We start from the raw sequence: 16,443 nt of genomic DNA, 5'->3' as shown, positions 1-16,443 counted from the left end.
AATGCCCGATTGTGATCTTACTTAACCATTGCCCAGATTTTCAATATCGCACCCAAAACCAGCTAACCCAAAATCCAACACTAATCCAACATTTCAACTCTAAAACTGACTGGCCCAATCTTTAGCCCAGTTCAAGGTTTGAGTTACCTGTTCAAGGGTAGCTGCTTCACAGTAGAGTCGCAATAAGGGTTCAGTGCCACTAAAACGAATCAGCAACCAGCTGTCGTTAGCTAAACGGAATTTGTACCCATCGGTGGTTTGGCAATCCACCACTGCCTGACCATTAATTTCTTGGAGAGGCTGAGTTTGTAATTGTTCTTGTATACGCGATCGCACTTCCATCCCCGATAGATGTAAATCGATCCGGTCATAGGCAGAAGCATAGCCAGTTTGCTCTTGGAGACTCTTGTAGAGTTCACTTAAGTCTTTTCCAGATTTAGCGATCGCTTCTAATATGTACAGTGCTGATAATAAAGCATCTCGCTCAGGAATATGGTTGCCATAGCCAATGCCTCCGGATTCCTCACCCCCTAGCAAAGCAGGAGTGGATAACATCCGGTCAGCAATATACTTGTAACCGATAGCAGTCTCATAAACTGGCAAATTATACAGTGCTGCCACTCTAGGAATTAGGTCAGAACCACTAAGGGTTTTGACCACTTCACCACTAAAGTTACGTCGTGATGCTAGATGTTCAATCAGGATGGGAATCAGGATTTGGGGGCTAAGGAAATTGCCCTGAGCATCAGCCGCTGCAATGCGATCGCTATCCCCATCAAATGCCAACCCAACCGCTAATTCAACACCCGGTTCGCGGTGGTGACTCTGGAGCGCTTCAAATAGCTCAGACAGATAACCGGGTAAAGGTTCTGGGGATTTGCCACCAAATAAGGGATCCCGTTCGGCCTTAATTTCGATAATAGGTACCCCAAGAATCTTGTTCAAGCCTCCTGCTGCTGCACCATTCATCACATGGGCAAAGACAGTCAGTTTACCCTGACTAATCAGCTGTTGAATCAGGGCAATATCAACCTTTTGTCTTAAGGCATCACAGTAACTTGACCATGGGTCAAAGGTCTTGATACTACCCTCTTTCTTAGGTGTAGCTGGTGCTTGAGAAAGTTTGGCTTCAATCTGTTTAGTTATTTCTAGAGGAACTGATCCACCAAACGCTCCTTTGACTTTTAAGCCTAGGTAATTGCCAGGATTATGACTAGCAGTAATTACCAAAGCTCCCAAAGCATTTTGGGACTTGGCTGCCCAACTGAAGGCTGGTGTAGGAGCATAACTGTTAGAGAGTAAGACATCAAAACCAGCAGATTGAACCACCTCTGCAGTTTTTTTGGCAAAGTCTTCTGCCATGAAGCGTCGGTCATGACCCACTATAATCGTTTGGCTACCCGTGGTTTCCCCATAAGCATCTGCCAGAACTTGAGCAGCAACAGGGGCAACTATTGCCAAGCGCTCGAAGGTAAAATCGGCGGCAATGATACCTCGCCAGCCGTCTGTCCCAAATTTAATTGAATCTCCGGCAATCGCCATAATAGTAGTATATACTTACTTAAATTTTAATACTCTGACGGCAAAATCCTAGCATTGGAAAGAGTTAGTGTCTTGCTGACCCGCCAAAGCTTGATCTGGCTTGTCTCGCTATTTTGTCGTCATCTAGTAGTACTGATAGTAGTTACTTAACTTAAGTCACTCTGTCGGGATTTTGTCCAGTGGGTGTATTGGCTCCCACCATTGACGTTGGGCTATTGCCTAGCACCGATGACTTGCTCAGCAAGCAAGGTTTTTCCTAAATTTAAGCGGGATATAGTCTGGTTTTCACGCTCTTCCGGACTCTTCGGTCTGTTCTAAATCTCTATCAATCATCCCAGGACTTGGGCAACAGTTTCCTAGTGGTCGTCAGTGATACCCTGCTTAGATCGGGCTGACTCAGGCAGCTTATTAAGTACAGAGATTAGATTCATGCGTTCAATATAGGGCCAACCACCCTTTTCTTCAATATCCTTTAGAAAATCATATAGTTTCTGGCGAGTATCCGGCAATGAGGCTTGAAATAACCCGTCTCGAATCTCGCCATGGACTTCCTCTAAACCCCTGAGTATAGCCAACAGCGCTAAGTTATCATCTTGGTAATTCTTTGCCAAAGAACGAAGATCAGCGCTAATCTCTAGTAATTTAGCCTGTAATTGCTCTGAATCCAAATCTTTATCCCGATCCATTCCATCAAATAACTGTCGCAGTAAAGGCGGCTCTTCCCGTGTACAATGCTCTAAAGAACAGCTGAGGCTCACGGAATCGGTGCCATTTTTGCATGCCCTATGCCCAAATGGCAGTAGTTCAACCAAATAACAAGCTTCCCGATAGTTTGTGTGTAGCCCGACTTATAACATGGGTGTGGTGTGAATTGTGGATCATACTGGTCAATGCCTAGAGGGCAGCAGCTGTTTAACTCCTATGGCACCAGCAACCCAATTCCAGAACCAACCTAACATACATTTTTAGATCTGATTATTGACGATTGAGATTGACTATGAAGTATCGTGCTTTGATTTGTGCCTTCCTCGCGTTATGTCTGGGGGTCTTTACAGCTTCCTGTTCTCCAGATGTAGCCAGCTTGGAAAGTATCGAAGGACTTACCTATGACCAGATTAAAAACACTGGTTTAGCCAATAACTGTCCACAGCTGTCAGAAATGACTCGGGGTGCTATTCCTGTAGACCCTGACCAGTCCTATGAGATTGTCGATATATGCGTACAGCCAACCAACTTCTTTGTCAAGGAAGAAGGAACTAAGCGCAAAGAGGCAGAATATCTTCCCGGCAAATTATTGACCCGTTATACCTCTAGCCTGGTTCAAGTGCGAGGAGACTTAGTTTTTCAAGAAGATGGTAGTCTGAAGTTTTTGGAAAAGGATGGTATAGATTTCCAACCCATCACTATTCAGTTGCCTGGAGGTGAGCAAGTCCCATTCCTGTTTACCATTAAAAAATTGGTTGCCACAACTGAGCCTGGTTTGGAGAGCATCAATGCTTCCACCGACTTTGTTGGTGATTTCTACGTCCCCTCTTATCGGGGTGCTGTTTTCCTAGATCCCAAAGGTCGAGGTCTGGCTAGTGGTTATGATAATTCGGTTGCTCTGCCATCTCAAGCGGATAGCCAAGAGTTTGCCAATGTTAAGAGCGCAGATGTGGGAGAAGGCACCATTGAGCTGCGCATAGCTCAAGTAGATAGCGAGAGTGGCGAAATTGCTGGTACATTCATAAGTGAACAACCCTCAGATACTGACTTAGGTGCTGATGAGCCAGAAGAAGTGAAAGTTCAGGGAATATTTTACGGTCGCATTCAACCAAAACAAGCATAGCTGACCTTGGTTTGAGTCTTGGAAGCCACTGACTCCCAGCATGGGAAATTGGCAAAAACGTTAATTGCTAAGGGGCGTATGCCCCTTTTTTGATCGGAATGTGGCGTTTTCGTTATCCTGTATGTATTATTAATAAACTTTCATCGTTTCTAATTCGGGATTCGGGTGAAATTACTGTTTTAATAAACTTAATGGTAAATCTACAATTAAAGCAATAACACTATGACCAGGGCGGTGCTTTTGGAGATTAATAAACTAAATTAACTAAATCACCTATGTTATCAAACAAAACTTTAGCATAAACCCACGCCAATAAAACTGAACCCCTTGATCGAAAAGGAATGCAACATAAGATCTTCCGGGGATTGGATCCGGGAAATCGTCAATCGGGAATCCGACAACCATTACCAATTCAACCTGACCCATTAGCAAAAGGGAGTAAAAATTTGTTGCAGCCATCCAGGATAATTGGCACGAGTTAGCGGTCTCATAGCCGATTGTGATCTAATTGTGATCTACTTGTAATCTACCACCTTCAACTTTGTTATGGCGACTAACCTTAACCATAAACTTAAGTATCAAAGCTTAACATTATTACAAAAGTACCAGCAATATCCTGACCCTGAACTTCGCAATCAGCTAGTTGCTCTCAATTTAGGACTAGTGAGGAGAGAAGCTCATCATTGGGTCAAGCAGTGTAATGAAAGCTACGAAGACTTACTTCAGGTTGGCTGTATTGGCTTAATTGTTGCCATAGAACGATTTGATTCCACCAAGGGCATAGCATTTAGTTCCTTCGCTATCCCCTACATTCGTGGTGAAATTCAGCACTATTTACGAGATCGGGGTTATTCAATTCGCATTCCTCGACGCTGGCTAGCCCTACGGCAAAAATCTGTGGAAATTACTCAAAATTTACGAGCAACGTTAAACCGGCAACCGACAGAAGAAGAAATAGCAGCAGCATTAAACATTTCCCTAGAAGAATGGCAAGAAATTACCCTAGCTCATCAAAATCGGGAACCTCTGAGCTTAGATACACCAGTGGGAGATTCAGAGGACAGAAACACCAGCTTGGGTGAGTTAGTGCCAGATCCTCGCTATCGCAGTTTTCAGCTGGCACAGGAAGACCAAATCCGCATTCAACAAGCCCTAGCTCATTTGGAAAAGCGCACTCGTGAAGTGCTGGAATTTGTTTTTTTACATGACTTGACCCAAAAAGAGGTAGCACAGCGCTTAGACATCAGTGTAGTAACGGTATCCCGCCGCGTTAAAAAAGGCTTGGAAGCTTTGCAAAAGTTAATGACACCGACACAAGATTAAGATTAATTTTCACTACATACATTATTATAAATATAATATAAAATTATCTAGAATCCTATACAGCTGGCAAAGTAACTGGACTCTAGTTGAGGTGCTTTTGGATAAAATAAGCTGACCACTGACGGCTGTTCGCATTCGCGCAGCGTAGCCTTTGGCCAAGGGTGAGCCTTTGGCAAAAGGCTGACGGCTGACCTGCCCACAGCCTTTTGCTTAGAGTCTCCAGTTTTGGAAATTTGCCAAAAAAATCCTATCTTCAAAGAAGTTGGTGCCACAGATCGATAACTTCAAGGGTATGCTCGGATAAAGCGTTATTTTTAGGTGGTCATGGGTAAAGTATCATGCATCGTATGGGTGAGTGTGCTGGCTCTGCTTATAGGAGGCTGTCAACCGGGGAGAAAGGCTGATCAAGTGGAGCCGACTACCCCTAAACCTACTCCGGTGGCTTCCCCGGATAGCACCAAACCTTCTCCTCCTGTAGCTGAATTTGCTCCTAAATCCCCGGAAAAACCGGAGCAGGAAAAGGTAATACCAATACCACCGTTGATCACAACCTTGCCAAGCAATGAAGTAAGAAATCGGATTGATAAGGGACGTCTTGACCCGTTTGCAGCAATTTCAGTGCAACCAGAGGTGGAGATTTTGCCCAATCCTGGCAGACCAAGTAGTTCCCCTACGAGGGTACAGCCTCTGATTCCTACACCACCAAGACCGGCTTTGCGTCCGCGTCCTGGGACAGGAAGTAGTGTAGCGGTAAAACCCACCAGCCCCTCAAGAGCTAGCAGGCCGACCAGCCCTTCAAGAGCTAGCAGGCCGACCAGCCCTTCAAGAGCTAGCAGGCCGACCAGCCCTTCAAGAGCTAGCAAGCCCGACCGTAAGGCTCCAAGCTCATCAATCCCTAGAAAGTCTCCTGGCTCATCAAGAGGAAATGTTTTGCCACGGCCCCAGAAAACTCAGCCTACACAGACGAGCAAAGCTAAGCCTGGTTCAATACCAGACAATAGCTCTGTTGTCAAGGATGGTATCCCCCCTATCCCTCCTGAATTTGATCTGCAACTGCCAATCCTACCAGAACCAGAACTGGCATATAAGATCAGTGTCACAGGGGTAGTTGACAATGGTAGGGGTGTCTATTACGCTATCCTAGATGTCCCTAATGAGCCTAGTCGTAGCGTTCAAGCTGGACAGTTTCTATTAGGTGGACAAGTGCTAGTCAAGCGGATTGAAATGTATAGAGGCTTAGATCCAGTGGTGATTCTGGAAGAAAACGGTGTTGAAGTCTCTAGACGAGTTGGAGAAACCTCAACATCAGCTTCTTGAGGTAACCTTAGGGCACGGTGTTAGGTGTTAGGTAAGCATTCAGCTATCAGCCGTCAGCCATCAGCCATTCCCGTACCGTGGCCCAAAAGCCTTTGGCCTTGGCTGACGCTACTAATTGTGCTGATTTTATGAAAAAGTATTAGTAGCGTACGCTATGGGCATAAACTGTTGCAGTAGCGTTGCCACAGACCTTTGGCTGATAGCTGATACGCGACACGCTGATAGCTAAAGGTGTTAGAAATTGGGTTAATGGTTCTGCTACTTAATCCCTAATACAAGGTACCCTAGGATCATGGAGCAGTGTAAACTATTGCGTTATCAAATTAGTTGTCCTGGTTTACCCTTGGCAGTATATCGAGAGGTAGCTGCCCATTTACGGCAAGTGACAGGGGTAGACGCTGATTTACTACCCCAAACATCCCAGCAGTTTGATTACAATCAGAGCCAAGTTGGTGGATTGTGGATTGAGTATGCCGAGACTGCTGATAAATTAGAAACAGAACGGGTCAAGCAAATTTTGTCCTATTATCAAAATCGCTATGGTGCCTGGGAAGAAGACACTTCCGATGGTGGACAGCAGCTCACATGATGGGGAAGCAAAAGGTTAATGGGTTTAATCCAGGCTTTACGAGGAACACGGGATATCCTGCCAGACGAAGTGGGATATTGGCAGCAAGTAGAAGCGATCGCACAACAGATTCTCAATAGAGCGGCTTATCGAGAAATTCGTCCTCCCATTTTTGAGCGCACTGAACTGTTTGAACGGGGGATTGGGGAAGCTACTGATGTGGTGGGGAAGGAAATGTATACCTTCAACGACCGGGCAACCCCTCCTCGTTCGGTGACACTACGTCCAGAAGGGACAGCGGGAGTAGTGCGAGCTTATATTCAAAATAGCCTCTATGCTGCTGGTGGAGTACAACGGCTCTGGTATACCGGTCCGATGTTTCGCTATGAAAATCCCCAAGCTGGACGACAGCGACAGTTTCATCAATTGGGGGTAGAGGTGATTGGTTCTCGTGATCCGAGGGCAGATGCAGAAGTAATTGCGATCGCAATCGATATCCTAAATACCTTGGGTCTAGTTAACCTGAAACTTGACCTGAATTCTGTCGGTAGTACCGAAGACCGTCAACAGTATCGACAGGCTCTGGTAGATTACCTCACTCCTTACAAAGATGAGTTGGACGAAGATTCTCAAGACCGTTTAACTCGCAATCCCCTCAGGATTTTAGATAGTAAAGACAAACGTACTCAAGAGATTGCTCAGGATGCTCCGAGCATTTTAGACTACCTCAGTTCAGAGTCCCAAAGTCATTTTGATCAGGTAAAGCAGTTGTTGCAGGATAATGGGATTAGTTACCAGCTCAATCCTCGCTTGGTGCGGGGGTTGGATTACTACACCCACACTGCCTTTGAAATTATCTCTGATGACTTAGGCGCTCAAGCAACAGTTTGTGGTGGTGGTCGCTATGACGGATTAGTCCATGAATTGGGGGGAAATAAAACTCCAGCCGTTGGTTGGGCCATTGGTTTGGAGCGTTTAGTGATTTTGCTGCAACAACTGCAAGCATCACCAACCCTAGCGCTAGATTTTTATCTAGTATCCAGAGGTGAAGTAGCTCAAGCTCAAGGGTTGAAACTGGCTCAACAACTGCGCCAAGCTGGGTTGGCTGTAGAACTGGACTTGAGTGGAAGTGCTTTTGGTAAACAGTTTAAGCGAGCTGACCGCAGTGGTGCGGTGGCTTGTTTAGTGATCGGAGATGCTGAAGCTCAGAGCAACACAGTGAATTTGAAATGGCTGGCCTCTGGGGAACAAGAAACTATGACCCAAGCTGATTTATTGGATAAAACTGACCAGTTAAAAGGGCAGATAGAACAATTGCGTTGAGTGTTGAGTGTTGAGTGTTGAGTTGCTTAGGGTGCGTTAGGGGGGCCTTCATATTTCGCCTCGTAGCCAGGGTGAGGTTGTTGCCCGTAACGCACCTTCGTATGGGTAGGGTGTGTTAGGGGGGCCTTGATATTTGGCCTCGTAGCCAGGGTGAGGTTGTTGCCCGTAACGCACCACTGCTGGGTCAAACTGTTAGGAGATGCACCCTTGACTATTCAGTGTTAACACTCAATAACCTCCTATTATTTCGTAGTTAAATATCAATGGTTTGAGATAAGTCTGGGTATGCTTAGGTTATAAAGAAATGGGTTATCATCCTGAGGATGCTGCGCTACCATTTCACCTATAGAGTTCCCCAGCTGCTGCTATGCTACCAATACCTGATTACTTAATTGCCCTGACTGTAGTACTGGTGGTAATCCCATCAGTATTCGTAATTTTACTACGTTTTGCTCTCCATACCCATCTTTTATCCCTAGGGAAGCGAGTAAGAAGACTAATCCATGGACAGCCTCGTGGGAAAAAACCCAGAATTGTAGAGGAGCTAGAAAGACGGTTCTCAGATGCTAGCCGACATTTAGAGCAGGTCAATACAGGCGCATTAATTGACCAAGCCTACAGCCACGAGAAAGTTGTTGGCATCTCTTGTGACCAAATTGATTACATTGGTCGGATTATGCCTAGCTTACTGTTATCCTTTGGCTTACTAGGTACCTTTATCGGCATCACCATCAATTTGTTAGCACTGAGTCAAACAATCAGTCAGTCTGATGCTACCGATATCAATACTTTAGTTAACCAATTACAGCAACCCCTAGAAGGGATGGGGATTGCTTTTACCACTAGCTTAACTGCGATCTTTTTTAGTGCTGTCTTAACCGTAGTTAATGTCGCCTTCAATACAGGGCTAGCCAAAAATAATCTAATTAGTTACTTAGAAGACTACTTGGATAATATTTATCAGCCGACTTTAGTAGGGCAAACACGCCTGGATGTATTGGTTCAGGGGATGTCCAATATCTTTGACAACTTTTTGGCGAAATTTGGTCAGACTGTTCGAGAAGCAGTGGAATCCTCACTACGAGAAAAAGTTCAAGAAATTGCTGATGCTAACACTCAAGTGCTTAAAATAGCAGAAAATTCTTACAATAGATTCTTCCAAGCTGCTAGTACTATCGCCAGAAGTGCTGAGGAATTTCAGTTAGCTGCTGCTCAATTTACCCAAGTGGCTCAAACCTTCGAGCATAGCCAGTTTCCTCAAAAATTATCTAAGGCTACAGTAGATTTAACTAGAACCCAAAGCAGTTTCTCTGAGTCAGCCAGTATGCTATCCCAATCAGTCCAAGCTATGGGAGTAGCAATGGCTGAACTTCAACTTCATGGGGTTAAGTTGGTAAAATTGGCAGAAGAAATCAGTGCCCTCAGACAATCTTCTATAGATGTAGTGAAGCAGCATCATCACAGTCAACAAGCCTTAGGGAAGATTATCCCCCAACTTCAGCAAGGAGCACAGGGATTTCAGTCAGCGATCGCTAGGCTTGATCAATTAGAGCAACGGATTGTTTCTCGAAGCGATAGCTTGAGTGACGTTCAGGCTGAATTGGCTAAGTTAGTGTCAAATGTGAAAAGCTATACCGAAGGAGTAAGTCTGGGCATTCAGGCTTTAGGCGATCGCCTTGATCAAAGTCTTACTCAGCAAGCTAATACTGACCAGCATAATTATGAAATTATGCGACACAATCTTGAAAAAGTTGTCAATCATCTCAATAACACTAATCAGGAAATTGCTAAGATTAGCAAAAAAATGATTGAGTCCAATCAAGTCGATGGTTCAACTCGCATAACCCAAGATATGACTGTAGGAGAGCTAGTCAGGCGTTTGAGCAGTGAACGATAAACCTGGCAAATGACAAATAATCACGTAAGCTATCAGCTATCAGCTATCAGCTTTGTGGCACAGGCTTCGACGCTGGAACCTAACTCAAATTAAACGAATGCTTAGCTCTTTTCTTGATGCAAAGCGCGAGTGGGTAGGGGCTGCATCGCTTATTCAAAAGCACCATTAGTAGCGTGCGCTATGGGCATAAGCTGACGGCTGACGGCTGACGGCTGAATACTTACATAATAACTATAAAATTGACAGGAAATTGATAAAATGCGTCGTTCACGAAATAATGATTGGAATGAAGAGATAAATCTCTGGCCAGCCTTTACAGACTTAATGTCTAATGCCTTCATGATCCTGATCTTATTTTTGTTGCTGTCTATTTTGAAGTCTGTGCTGGCACAAACTGCCTTGGAATCAACCATTGATGATCTCACCAGAAGTGAAGATGAAGTGGTGCAATTAGCAAGGGAGAATGCGGAATTACGAGCTAAGGCAGTTCGGGTTGATCAACTTGAGCGTGGCGTAGCGATTTGGAGAGCTAGGGCAAAGCGCTCAACTGACCGCCAAAAGGCACTAGAACAGCAGGTTAGGGCTTTGCAGGTACAGATTGCTGCAGCACCAAAACCACCAGATACACCTCCAATTATTGTAATCAAAGATCAGGGGGCTTACCGATTTGATTCCGGCAGTGCGGAAATTCCCTCAGCGATGAAAGACTATATTCGGCAGCAAATTGTCCCTGCGATTGAAAGCAATGCCAAGGACTATGAAATTAATGTAGTAGAACTGATTGGTCACACCGATGGTCAACCTAATCTTGGTGCTGGCAATATCGACCAGACCATTGGGAATGTAGTTAATAAAAATTCCTCTATCAGTCAACTTAGACCAGGATCTAATGCTGATTTAGGACTGATGCGAGCTTTGGCAGTTGTGCAATTACTCCGTGAGATTCAATCTAAGGAAGGGCGGCTGAAGGGGTTGCAATTTCGGGCTTATTCTGCAGCCCAGTTAATTTTACCTAATGGAAAAATTGCTCCGATTAGTTTAAAGGATGATCAAACTAGGCGCAGGATTGAAATTCGCTTTACTCGTCTCGGTAAGGTAACAAATGTTCAATAGCTGAAGAGGACATAATCTCGCTAATCTGGTAAGGAAAGATGCGTCAGCTGTTAGCCGTCAGCTGTCAGCCCTCAGCTGTCAGCTGAATGGTTACAAAGATGGTAGTCAGGAAGTTTGCGATCGCAAACTCCATGATTAGGCTTTCTATGGTGAACAAGGAATAATCGCCATGACCTATGTCGTAGATAAACAAACAGACCAACGGCTAGTCCACTCCGGGGTAAGTTGGCATAACTTCAAATCAATTCAAGCGGGGTTCGTCAACTCCCCAGGAATTCGACTGTTCTACTACAGGGGTGAGGTAGAAATATTGGCAGTTTCCCAAGACCATGAAGTCTTCAGTGGTGTCATAGCACTGTTGCTGGGTACTTATTTTGTTGAAAAACAAATTGAGTTCACTCCAACCGGTAGCTTTACCCAAGAGAAGGAAGGGGAAGCATCTGCACAAGCAGACCAATCTTACCTAATTGGTAGAGCGTCAGGAGTGATTGCAGACCTCTCTATTGAAGTTGTCTTTACCAGTGGTAATCAGAGCAAACTAAGTCGTTACCAATCATTAGGAGTACCCGAAGTTTGGTTTTGGGAGGATGGTGTATTTGCTTTGTATCACTTGCGCTTTGATGGTTACGAAAAAATTTCCCAGAGTGAAGTCTTGCCAGATTTGGATATTGACTTATTGTCTCGGTGTCTGATGATGGCTTCCAAAGTTGAAGCTATTAGGCACTTCAGACAAGCTATCTCTGAGGCTTAGAAAAATCCTTAAGATTAGTCGAGTAGGGTGCCTTAGGGGAGCCTTCATGTTCCTCCTCGTAGCCAGAATTGGGACAGCCCGCCCCGTTCCACCCACGGGCAAGATGCCCGTTCCACCCACCGGATCAAACAGCATGCATTGAGATTTACCCCCTACGGTTTTATAGCATTTGTATTTGAGATGTAAACTGAAAATGTCTTTTTTGAGTTTCCTATAAAACTCTGGAGCTCTTTTCCCTGTTGCTTTTTGCCTCTTGCTTCTTGTCTTTTTCGACAATCTATAATTTTACAACTCGTTTGAAAACGCTATTATCTATTTTAATTCAGCAATGCCTTAAATTTATACCCAATAAATATTAAGTAATTTTAAGTTTTTTAAAAAACATCTTATTCTTATTGATTATTAAGAATAATCAATAAGAATAAGATGTTATAAAATTAGTTAACAAGAGATAAGGAGGAATCACGATGTTAAATAAATTAAGCATTTTATCTGTTGCAACTATTGTAAGTATGACCCTAAACCAAGGATTAGCTAATGCAATAAGCGCAAATGGAGGTAGTACAGGTTGGCATTCCGTTAGTAGTGGGAGTGAGACAAGCTGTAACAAGAAAGGTATAGAAAAAATGAATATTCTTGTAAATGGAGGAGAAATCGAAAAAACTGAATTTCACCCATGGCGCTATAAAAGAGGAAATAACGTTATTTTTAATCTTGTATGTGCTCCCAAAGGTGATTATGTCAGGGTAGATGTTATTTGTGTGAATCCTTGTGACCGGAACACTTATCGTATTCGCACTGTAATAGATGAACTGATGAATTGGTAAATTCTAGCTTTCGAATCAGCAACACTTTAGGCAGGCGATCTCTGAGGCTTAGAAGAATCCTTAACGTCAGCATTCAGCGGTCAGCGGTCAGTCGTCAGCCCTGAGCCATTCCCGTAACATGGGTACAAGCCTTCGGTTCATAGCTGATAGCTGATAGCTGAATGCTTACTTCTTAAGATTAGCCCTAAAATTTAGTATCAACAAGCACATCTTAAAGGTTAATTTTGTGGTATTGCTTTCTTATCCCCTTAAACAGAGTAGATGTCAGTCACTCTGTCGAATCCGGTGGTTGACAAATCCCGAGGGTGGGGATAAGCAAAATACTCGACTTAAAGTGTAAGCTAATTGGAAAAGCAATCAAGTCCATTAGCAGGTCTTTGGGTCATAGATATCGACAATGGCTAAGAAGTACTGGGAATTTCTACTACAGAAAGAGGGGGAGCGCTCCTGGAAGCCAATCAAGTCTTCTGAGATGGAGATAGAATCCGGTCGGTATCGGATAGTGGCTCGTTCCAACCGGCCCAATACTGATGTAGAAATTTGCGTCAGCTATGATAGCACAGAGCAAGTGCCACCCAAACGCAAGTCCCAGAAACGATGGCGTCGCACCAACTCAGAAGGGTTAATGGTGGTTATTCCTTTCACCAAGCTTAAACCTGGTCTGTGGAAGTTACGTTGCAGTAACGATATCATGGACGATTTTCTGGGTGAGTCCTGGCGAAAATCTTTAGCGCTACAAGTCATACCCAAAGTCAAAGATGTAGAGACACCCCCGAAAACCTCTGTATCCTCATCAGTAGCAGAATCCACGCCAGTAGAATCTACCCCAGTAGAATCTACCCCAGTAGAATCCACCCCAGTAGAAGCCACCCCAGTAGAAGTCACCGAAACTGATACTCAGCCGCCTCAACTAGACAATTCCCTGAGTACACCTGAGCTAGCTGTTGATTCTCCCTCCACCAATACTATTGCTAATGACCTGAAAGTAACAGATGCTAGCTCAGATGCTAGATCAGAATTATCTAACCCTCAGGAGTACGAGAGTCAGATAACACCACCAGAGCAACAACCCATAACCATTGCTGCACCAGAGTTACCTGTTGACCAAGCCCAAGCACCAATTGGGGTTAGCCCAGAGGAATCTAGTCCTAGCCCAGAGACAGTTTTGGAAGAGGTAGAAGAGGTTTACCCAGAGGCACCGGTTAATTCTGAGACCAACCAACAACTAACAGCAACTATCTCGGAAGACTTACCACTCCAATCGACTGTTGAGAATTCCATCATGGAGGAATCTCTGGAAACTTTGGAGCAACTACTACAACAGGTGCTTCAGCCAGTATTGGATGAGTTGGAAGATAGGGAATCTGAAGATAACCAACAGCTAAGAAAAACCTCTGATTCAGATTGGGTTTCAGATACAGATGTTAATCAGTACGGTTTAACCCTAAGACTAGATAAGGAAATTTTCCTGGCAAAGCGAGGAGAGTCGTTGACTATCAAAGGAGCATTGGTAGTAGATAATGATAAAATTAATAATAATGGTGATAGTATAACAGTTAGTGTTTTAGATAGTGTTTTAGAAAACTTATTCCCTGCTACTCTACGCTATCAATTGCGGTTTCCTCAAACAGGAAAACGTTTGTTAGATATTGAGTACTCACTATCTCAAGAGGAGTTATTTTTAGGATTTAGCCATAGTCTAGATATTCCGACGGATTGCCAAAGTGGTCTAATTTTAGGAAAAATCACCCTTTATAATTCACAGTCAACTCCTTTAGCAACTCAACAATTTACTGTTACAGCTAATGTAGAGGATTTATTAGAAGTAATTGTGCCAGGGAATCAGGGGATGCCCATGGAAACCATGGTAGTACTTGCTAATCGCATCGCTCAATCTGCCAAACCTGATCAACCTGATCAAGACCTTCTATTATTAGATGAATACCCCTTAGAGGAGACTACGCTGGATCTGGTTGAGCTACCCCAAAACCATCCATCTCTGTTCTTGCAACCTATCTCTGGACGGTCTTTACCACCAAAACTTTACCAGCATCAGCCGAGTGACATAACTGTTAAATCCCTCGAATTGCCCAATTTGCCTACAATGCAGTCGGTGGCTGACCCTGAGGCAAAGCACGAAGATGTCCAAGATCAGTCTAAAGGATCTGATTCCGTTTCCCTAGATGATCAAGAATCCTCGACTACAGCCAATCCAGAACTAAATAATCGAGAGCAAGATACTGGGTCAGAGTTACAGCCTCAAGACACAGTAGTTCAAGACACAGTAGTTCAAGACACAGTAGTTCAAGACACATTAGTTCAAGACACATTAGTTCAAGACACAGTAGAACAGTCCAAAGATAGTACTAAAAATACTACTGAAGATAGTAACTTAGAGATAAATTCTGAGGTCTCATCTAATTCTAATGATGCTTCTGAAGTGCTGATTAATTCCCTAACGGAATCTGAGGCAATCCAAACTATTGAGATTAGTGAGATTGATCAATCTCAGACAGATGTTCAGTTAGAGGATTCAGAATCCCTTGATACCCAGTTCAAGAATTCCAAGCTAAACCAATTATTGAATACTACTCGGTGGGAGACTCCAGATTCTGTACAAGATCCTGAGTCAATCGCTTTAGAAGATGCTTTCCGAGCCTTAAACATGGAAGAGCGTTTTTGGTCACGGTTGAGTGCTTTAGCGGAAGATGATGAATTGATGGAATTGCTGAGGTTAGAATTATCCCCAGAGAGTAATCCTGCTGGGCAAGATCACTCAGCAGTGGAAGATGAACAGAGGAATCAAACGGCTAGCAACCAAGAAGAGGTTAGGGAATTTCCAGAAAAGGTCTTGGAGTCAATGACAGAATCTGAGGATTTGTCGCTAGTTAGTTCAGAATTAGCAATGCCAAAGACACCCCCTAGAGTTGGTATTACTAGTCACGATTGGAGCACTCAGGAAATTGTAGTAGACGATATAGAAATAGCCCCACAAGCTACAAAAGCTACTGCAACTAAGCAACATGACGTTAAGGCGAAACTGGAGAATCTTTCATCCCTAGAGTTGGATGCGACCTTAACAGCACCCACTTTATCAATACCGACTACTAGGGAGTTGGTTGCTGGAGAAAAGGTAATGGTTACCATAAAACTTCCTCCTAGTCAATCTCGTCTATGTATTAAATTGTGGGTTAAAGACGTGCAAACTCGCTCTCTGCTCCAGGAAACCCGTTCTATTATAGATTTACTCCCCAATGCGGCTGGGGAGCTGGAGGCAATGACTCAATTAGTTATACCCGAAGGCACGACTCAAATCAGAATTGAAGCGATCGCAATTAATTTGGAGAACCAGCAGGAGAGTCACAAGGCGGAGTTGGAGTGTGTAGTTGTTCCTACTGATTTATCGAGTACGGTTGAAGGATGAAGTATTTTACATAGCATTTCTCAATTGGTTGAGGTACAACTTCCTAAGTTTTAGGAAGCAGGGAGCAGGGAGCAGGGAATAGGGAAAAAATCCTGTGTACCTCATAAGTATGAAAAACGCTAGACTGAGGCAATACCGTTTTGTTCCATATAATTCAGTAACCAGTTTGCTGCGGTAGCTCGGCGAGTTTGTCGAGGACCAAATTCCCCGATTTTGTAACCTTTGAAACCTAATTTTTCTTTCAATAGCTGTTTATTTTCTTTGGGTATTGAACGGGTTAGTTTTACCGTAGCAGGGCGGCTTTCTAGGAAATTGGGTGGCTCGGGATAGTCTTCTTGCCATTCAGGATTAACCTCAGTTATATCCCACTGCCCGGTAGTTGAGTTATAACGATAACCTAGATAGTACCAGAGTAGTTTATTAACGGTATCGTCATCAATTTCTTCGTTTAAAATTGACCAAATTGTATTAGTATTGAGTGGCGGTAGTTCAAACATAGTTTAAATTCTAAATTAGAAATTATCAAGGAT

Annotated in this window: 16 protein-coding genes; 11 read left to right on the top strand and 5 right to left on the bottom strand. The window is 43.8% G+C overall.

Annotation, left to right across the window (positions count from 1 at the left end):
• Positions 1-99: 99 nt before the first annotated feature.
• Together LYNGBM3L_RS17910 and LYNGBM3L_RS17905 are read right to left on the bottom strand one after the other, a co-directional pair.
• Entirely contained in the window at positions 100-1,542 is a 1,443-nt protein-coding gene (locus LYNGBM3L_RS17910; protein ID WP_008186138.1) for a phosphoglucomutase/phosphomannomutase family protein, read from the bottom strand.
• Positions 1,543-1,898: 356 nt separating this feature from the next.
• Positions 1,899-2,354, bottom strand: a complete 456-nt coding sequence (locus LYNGBM3L_RS17905) for a hypothetical protein (RefSeq protein ID WP_229414579.1) — start codon at positions 2,352-2,354, stop codon at positions 1,899-1,901.
• 185 nt (positions 2,355-2,539) lie between these two features.
• On the opposite strand from LYNGBM3L_RS17905, the gene LYNGBM3L_RS17900 reads away from it, so the two are divergent.
• The 3 genes from LYNGBM3L_RS17900 (at position 2,540) to LYNGBM3L_RS17890 (ending at position 4,693) form a co-directional block, all read left to right on the top strand.
• Complete coding sequence (locus tag LYNGBM3L_RS17900) at positions 2,540-3,370, top strand: photosystem II manganese-stabilizing polypeptide (protein WP_008186133.1); 831 nt, start codon at positions 2,540-2,542, stop codon at positions 3,368-3,370.
• Between the two features lie 341 nt (positions 3,371-3,711).
• A complete protein-coding gene (locus LYNGBM3L_RS43830) occupies positions 3,712-3,852 on the top strand; it encodes a hypothetical protein (RefSeq protein WP_154659842.1) in 141 nt (46 codons plus the stop codon).
• Positions 3,853-3,916: 64 nt separating this feature from the next.
• Entirely contained in the window at positions 3,917-4,693 is a 777-nt protein-coding gene (locus LYNGBM3L_RS17890; RefSeq protein ID WP_008186130.1) for an RNA polymerase sigma factor SigF, read from the top strand.
• Between the two features lie 47 nt (positions 4,694-4,740).
• Here LYNGBM3L_RS17890 and LYNGBM3L_RS41100 read toward each other — a convergent pair whose 3' ends face one another.
• The gene (locus LYNGBM3L_RS41100) at positions 4,741-4,965 is read right to left on the bottom strand and encodes a hypothetical protein (RefSeq protein WP_131826839.1); all 225 of its coding nucleotides are present in this window, start codon (positions 4,963-4,965) and stop codon (positions 4,741-4,743) included.
• A gap of 132 nt (positions 4,966-5,097) precedes the next feature.
• Positions 5,098-5,454, bottom strand: coding sequence for a hypothetical protein (locus LYNGBM3L_RS17885; RefSeq protein WP_131826838.1), 357 nt, complete (start codon positions 5,452-5,454; stop codon positions 5,098-5,100).
• A 169-nt stretch (positions 5,455-5,623) separates the two neighbouring features.
• Here LYNGBM3L_RS17885 and LYNGBM3L_RS17880 point away from each other — a divergent pair, with 169 nt between their 5' ends.
• From LYNGBM3L_RS17880 to LYNGBM3L_RS17845, 8 genes are all read left to right on the top strand, one after another.
• On the top strand, positions 5,624-6,010 hold the full coding sequence (locus LYNGBM3L_RS17880) for a hypothetical protein (RefSeq protein WP_008186127.1): 387 nt from the start codon (positions 5,624-5,626) through the stop codon (positions 6,008-6,010).
• Between the two features lie 292 nt (positions 6,011-6,302).
• Entirely contained in the window at positions 6,303-6,599 is a 297-nt protein-coding gene (locus LYNGBM3L_RS17875; protein WP_008186125.1) for a hypothetical protein, read from the top strand.
• A gap of 18 nt (positions 6,600-6,617) precedes the next feature.
• A complete protein-coding gene (hisS, locus tag LYNGBM3L_RS17870; RefSeq protein ID WP_008186123.1) occupies positions 6,618-7,901 on the top strand; it encodes a histidine--tRNA ligase in 1,284 nt (427 codons plus the stop codon).
• A gap of 367 nt (positions 7,902-8,268) precedes the next feature.
• Complete coding sequence (locus LYNGBM3L_RS17865; RefSeq protein WP_008186121.1) at positions 8,269-9,798, top strand: hypothetical protein; 1,530 nt, start codon at positions 8,269-8,271, stop codon at positions 9,796-9,798.
• 258 nt (positions 9,799-10,056) lie between these two features.
• Positions 10,057-10,911 carry an OmpA family protein gene (locus tag LYNGBM3L_RS17860; RefSeq protein WP_008186118.1) on the top strand — a complete coding sequence of 285 codons (855 nt, stop codon included), beginning with the start codon at positions 10,057-10,059 and terminating at the stop codon, positions 10,909-10,911.
• A gap of 169 nt (positions 10,912-11,080) precedes the next feature.
• Positions 11,081-11,662 carry a Uma2 family endonuclease gene (locus tag LYNGBM3L_RS17855; protein WP_008186117.1) on the top strand — a complete coding sequence of 194 codons (582 nt, stop codon included), beginning with the start codon at positions 11,081-11,083 and terminating at the stop codon, positions 11,660-11,662.
• Between the two features lie 467 nt (positions 11,663-12,129).
• Positions 12,130-12,489, top strand: a complete 360-nt coding sequence (locus LYNGBM3L_RS17850; protein ID WP_008186115.1) for a hypothetical protein — start codon at positions 12,130-12,132, stop codon at positions 12,487-12,489.
• A 397-nt stretch (positions 12,490-12,886) separates the two neighbouring features.
• Positions 12,887-15,913, top strand: coding sequence for a hypothetical protein (locus tag LYNGBM3L_RS17845; RefSeq protein WP_008186113.1), 3,027 nt, complete (start codon positions 12,887-12,889; stop codon positions 15,911-15,913).
• A 119-nt stretch (positions 15,914-16,032) separates the two neighbouring features.
• Here LYNGBM3L_RS17845 and LYNGBM3L_RS17840 read toward each other — a convergent pair whose 3' ends face one another.
• Complete coding sequence (locus LYNGBM3L_RS17840; RefSeq protein WP_008186111.1) at positions 16,033-16,410, bottom strand: DUF1823 family protein; 378 nt, start codon at positions 16,408-16,410, stop codon at positions 16,033-16,035.
• Between the last annotated feature and the right edge of the window lie 33 nt (positions 16,411-16,443).

The sequence above is a fragment of the Moorena producens 3L genome (genome assembly GCF_000211815.1).
GTDB lineage: Bacteria > Cyanobacteriota > Cyanobacteriia > Cyanobacteriales > Coleofasciculaceae > Moorena > Moorena producens.
The sequence above is the reverse complement of the archived record's forward strand: the minus strand, read 5'-3'. Positions and strand labels throughout refer to the sequence as shown.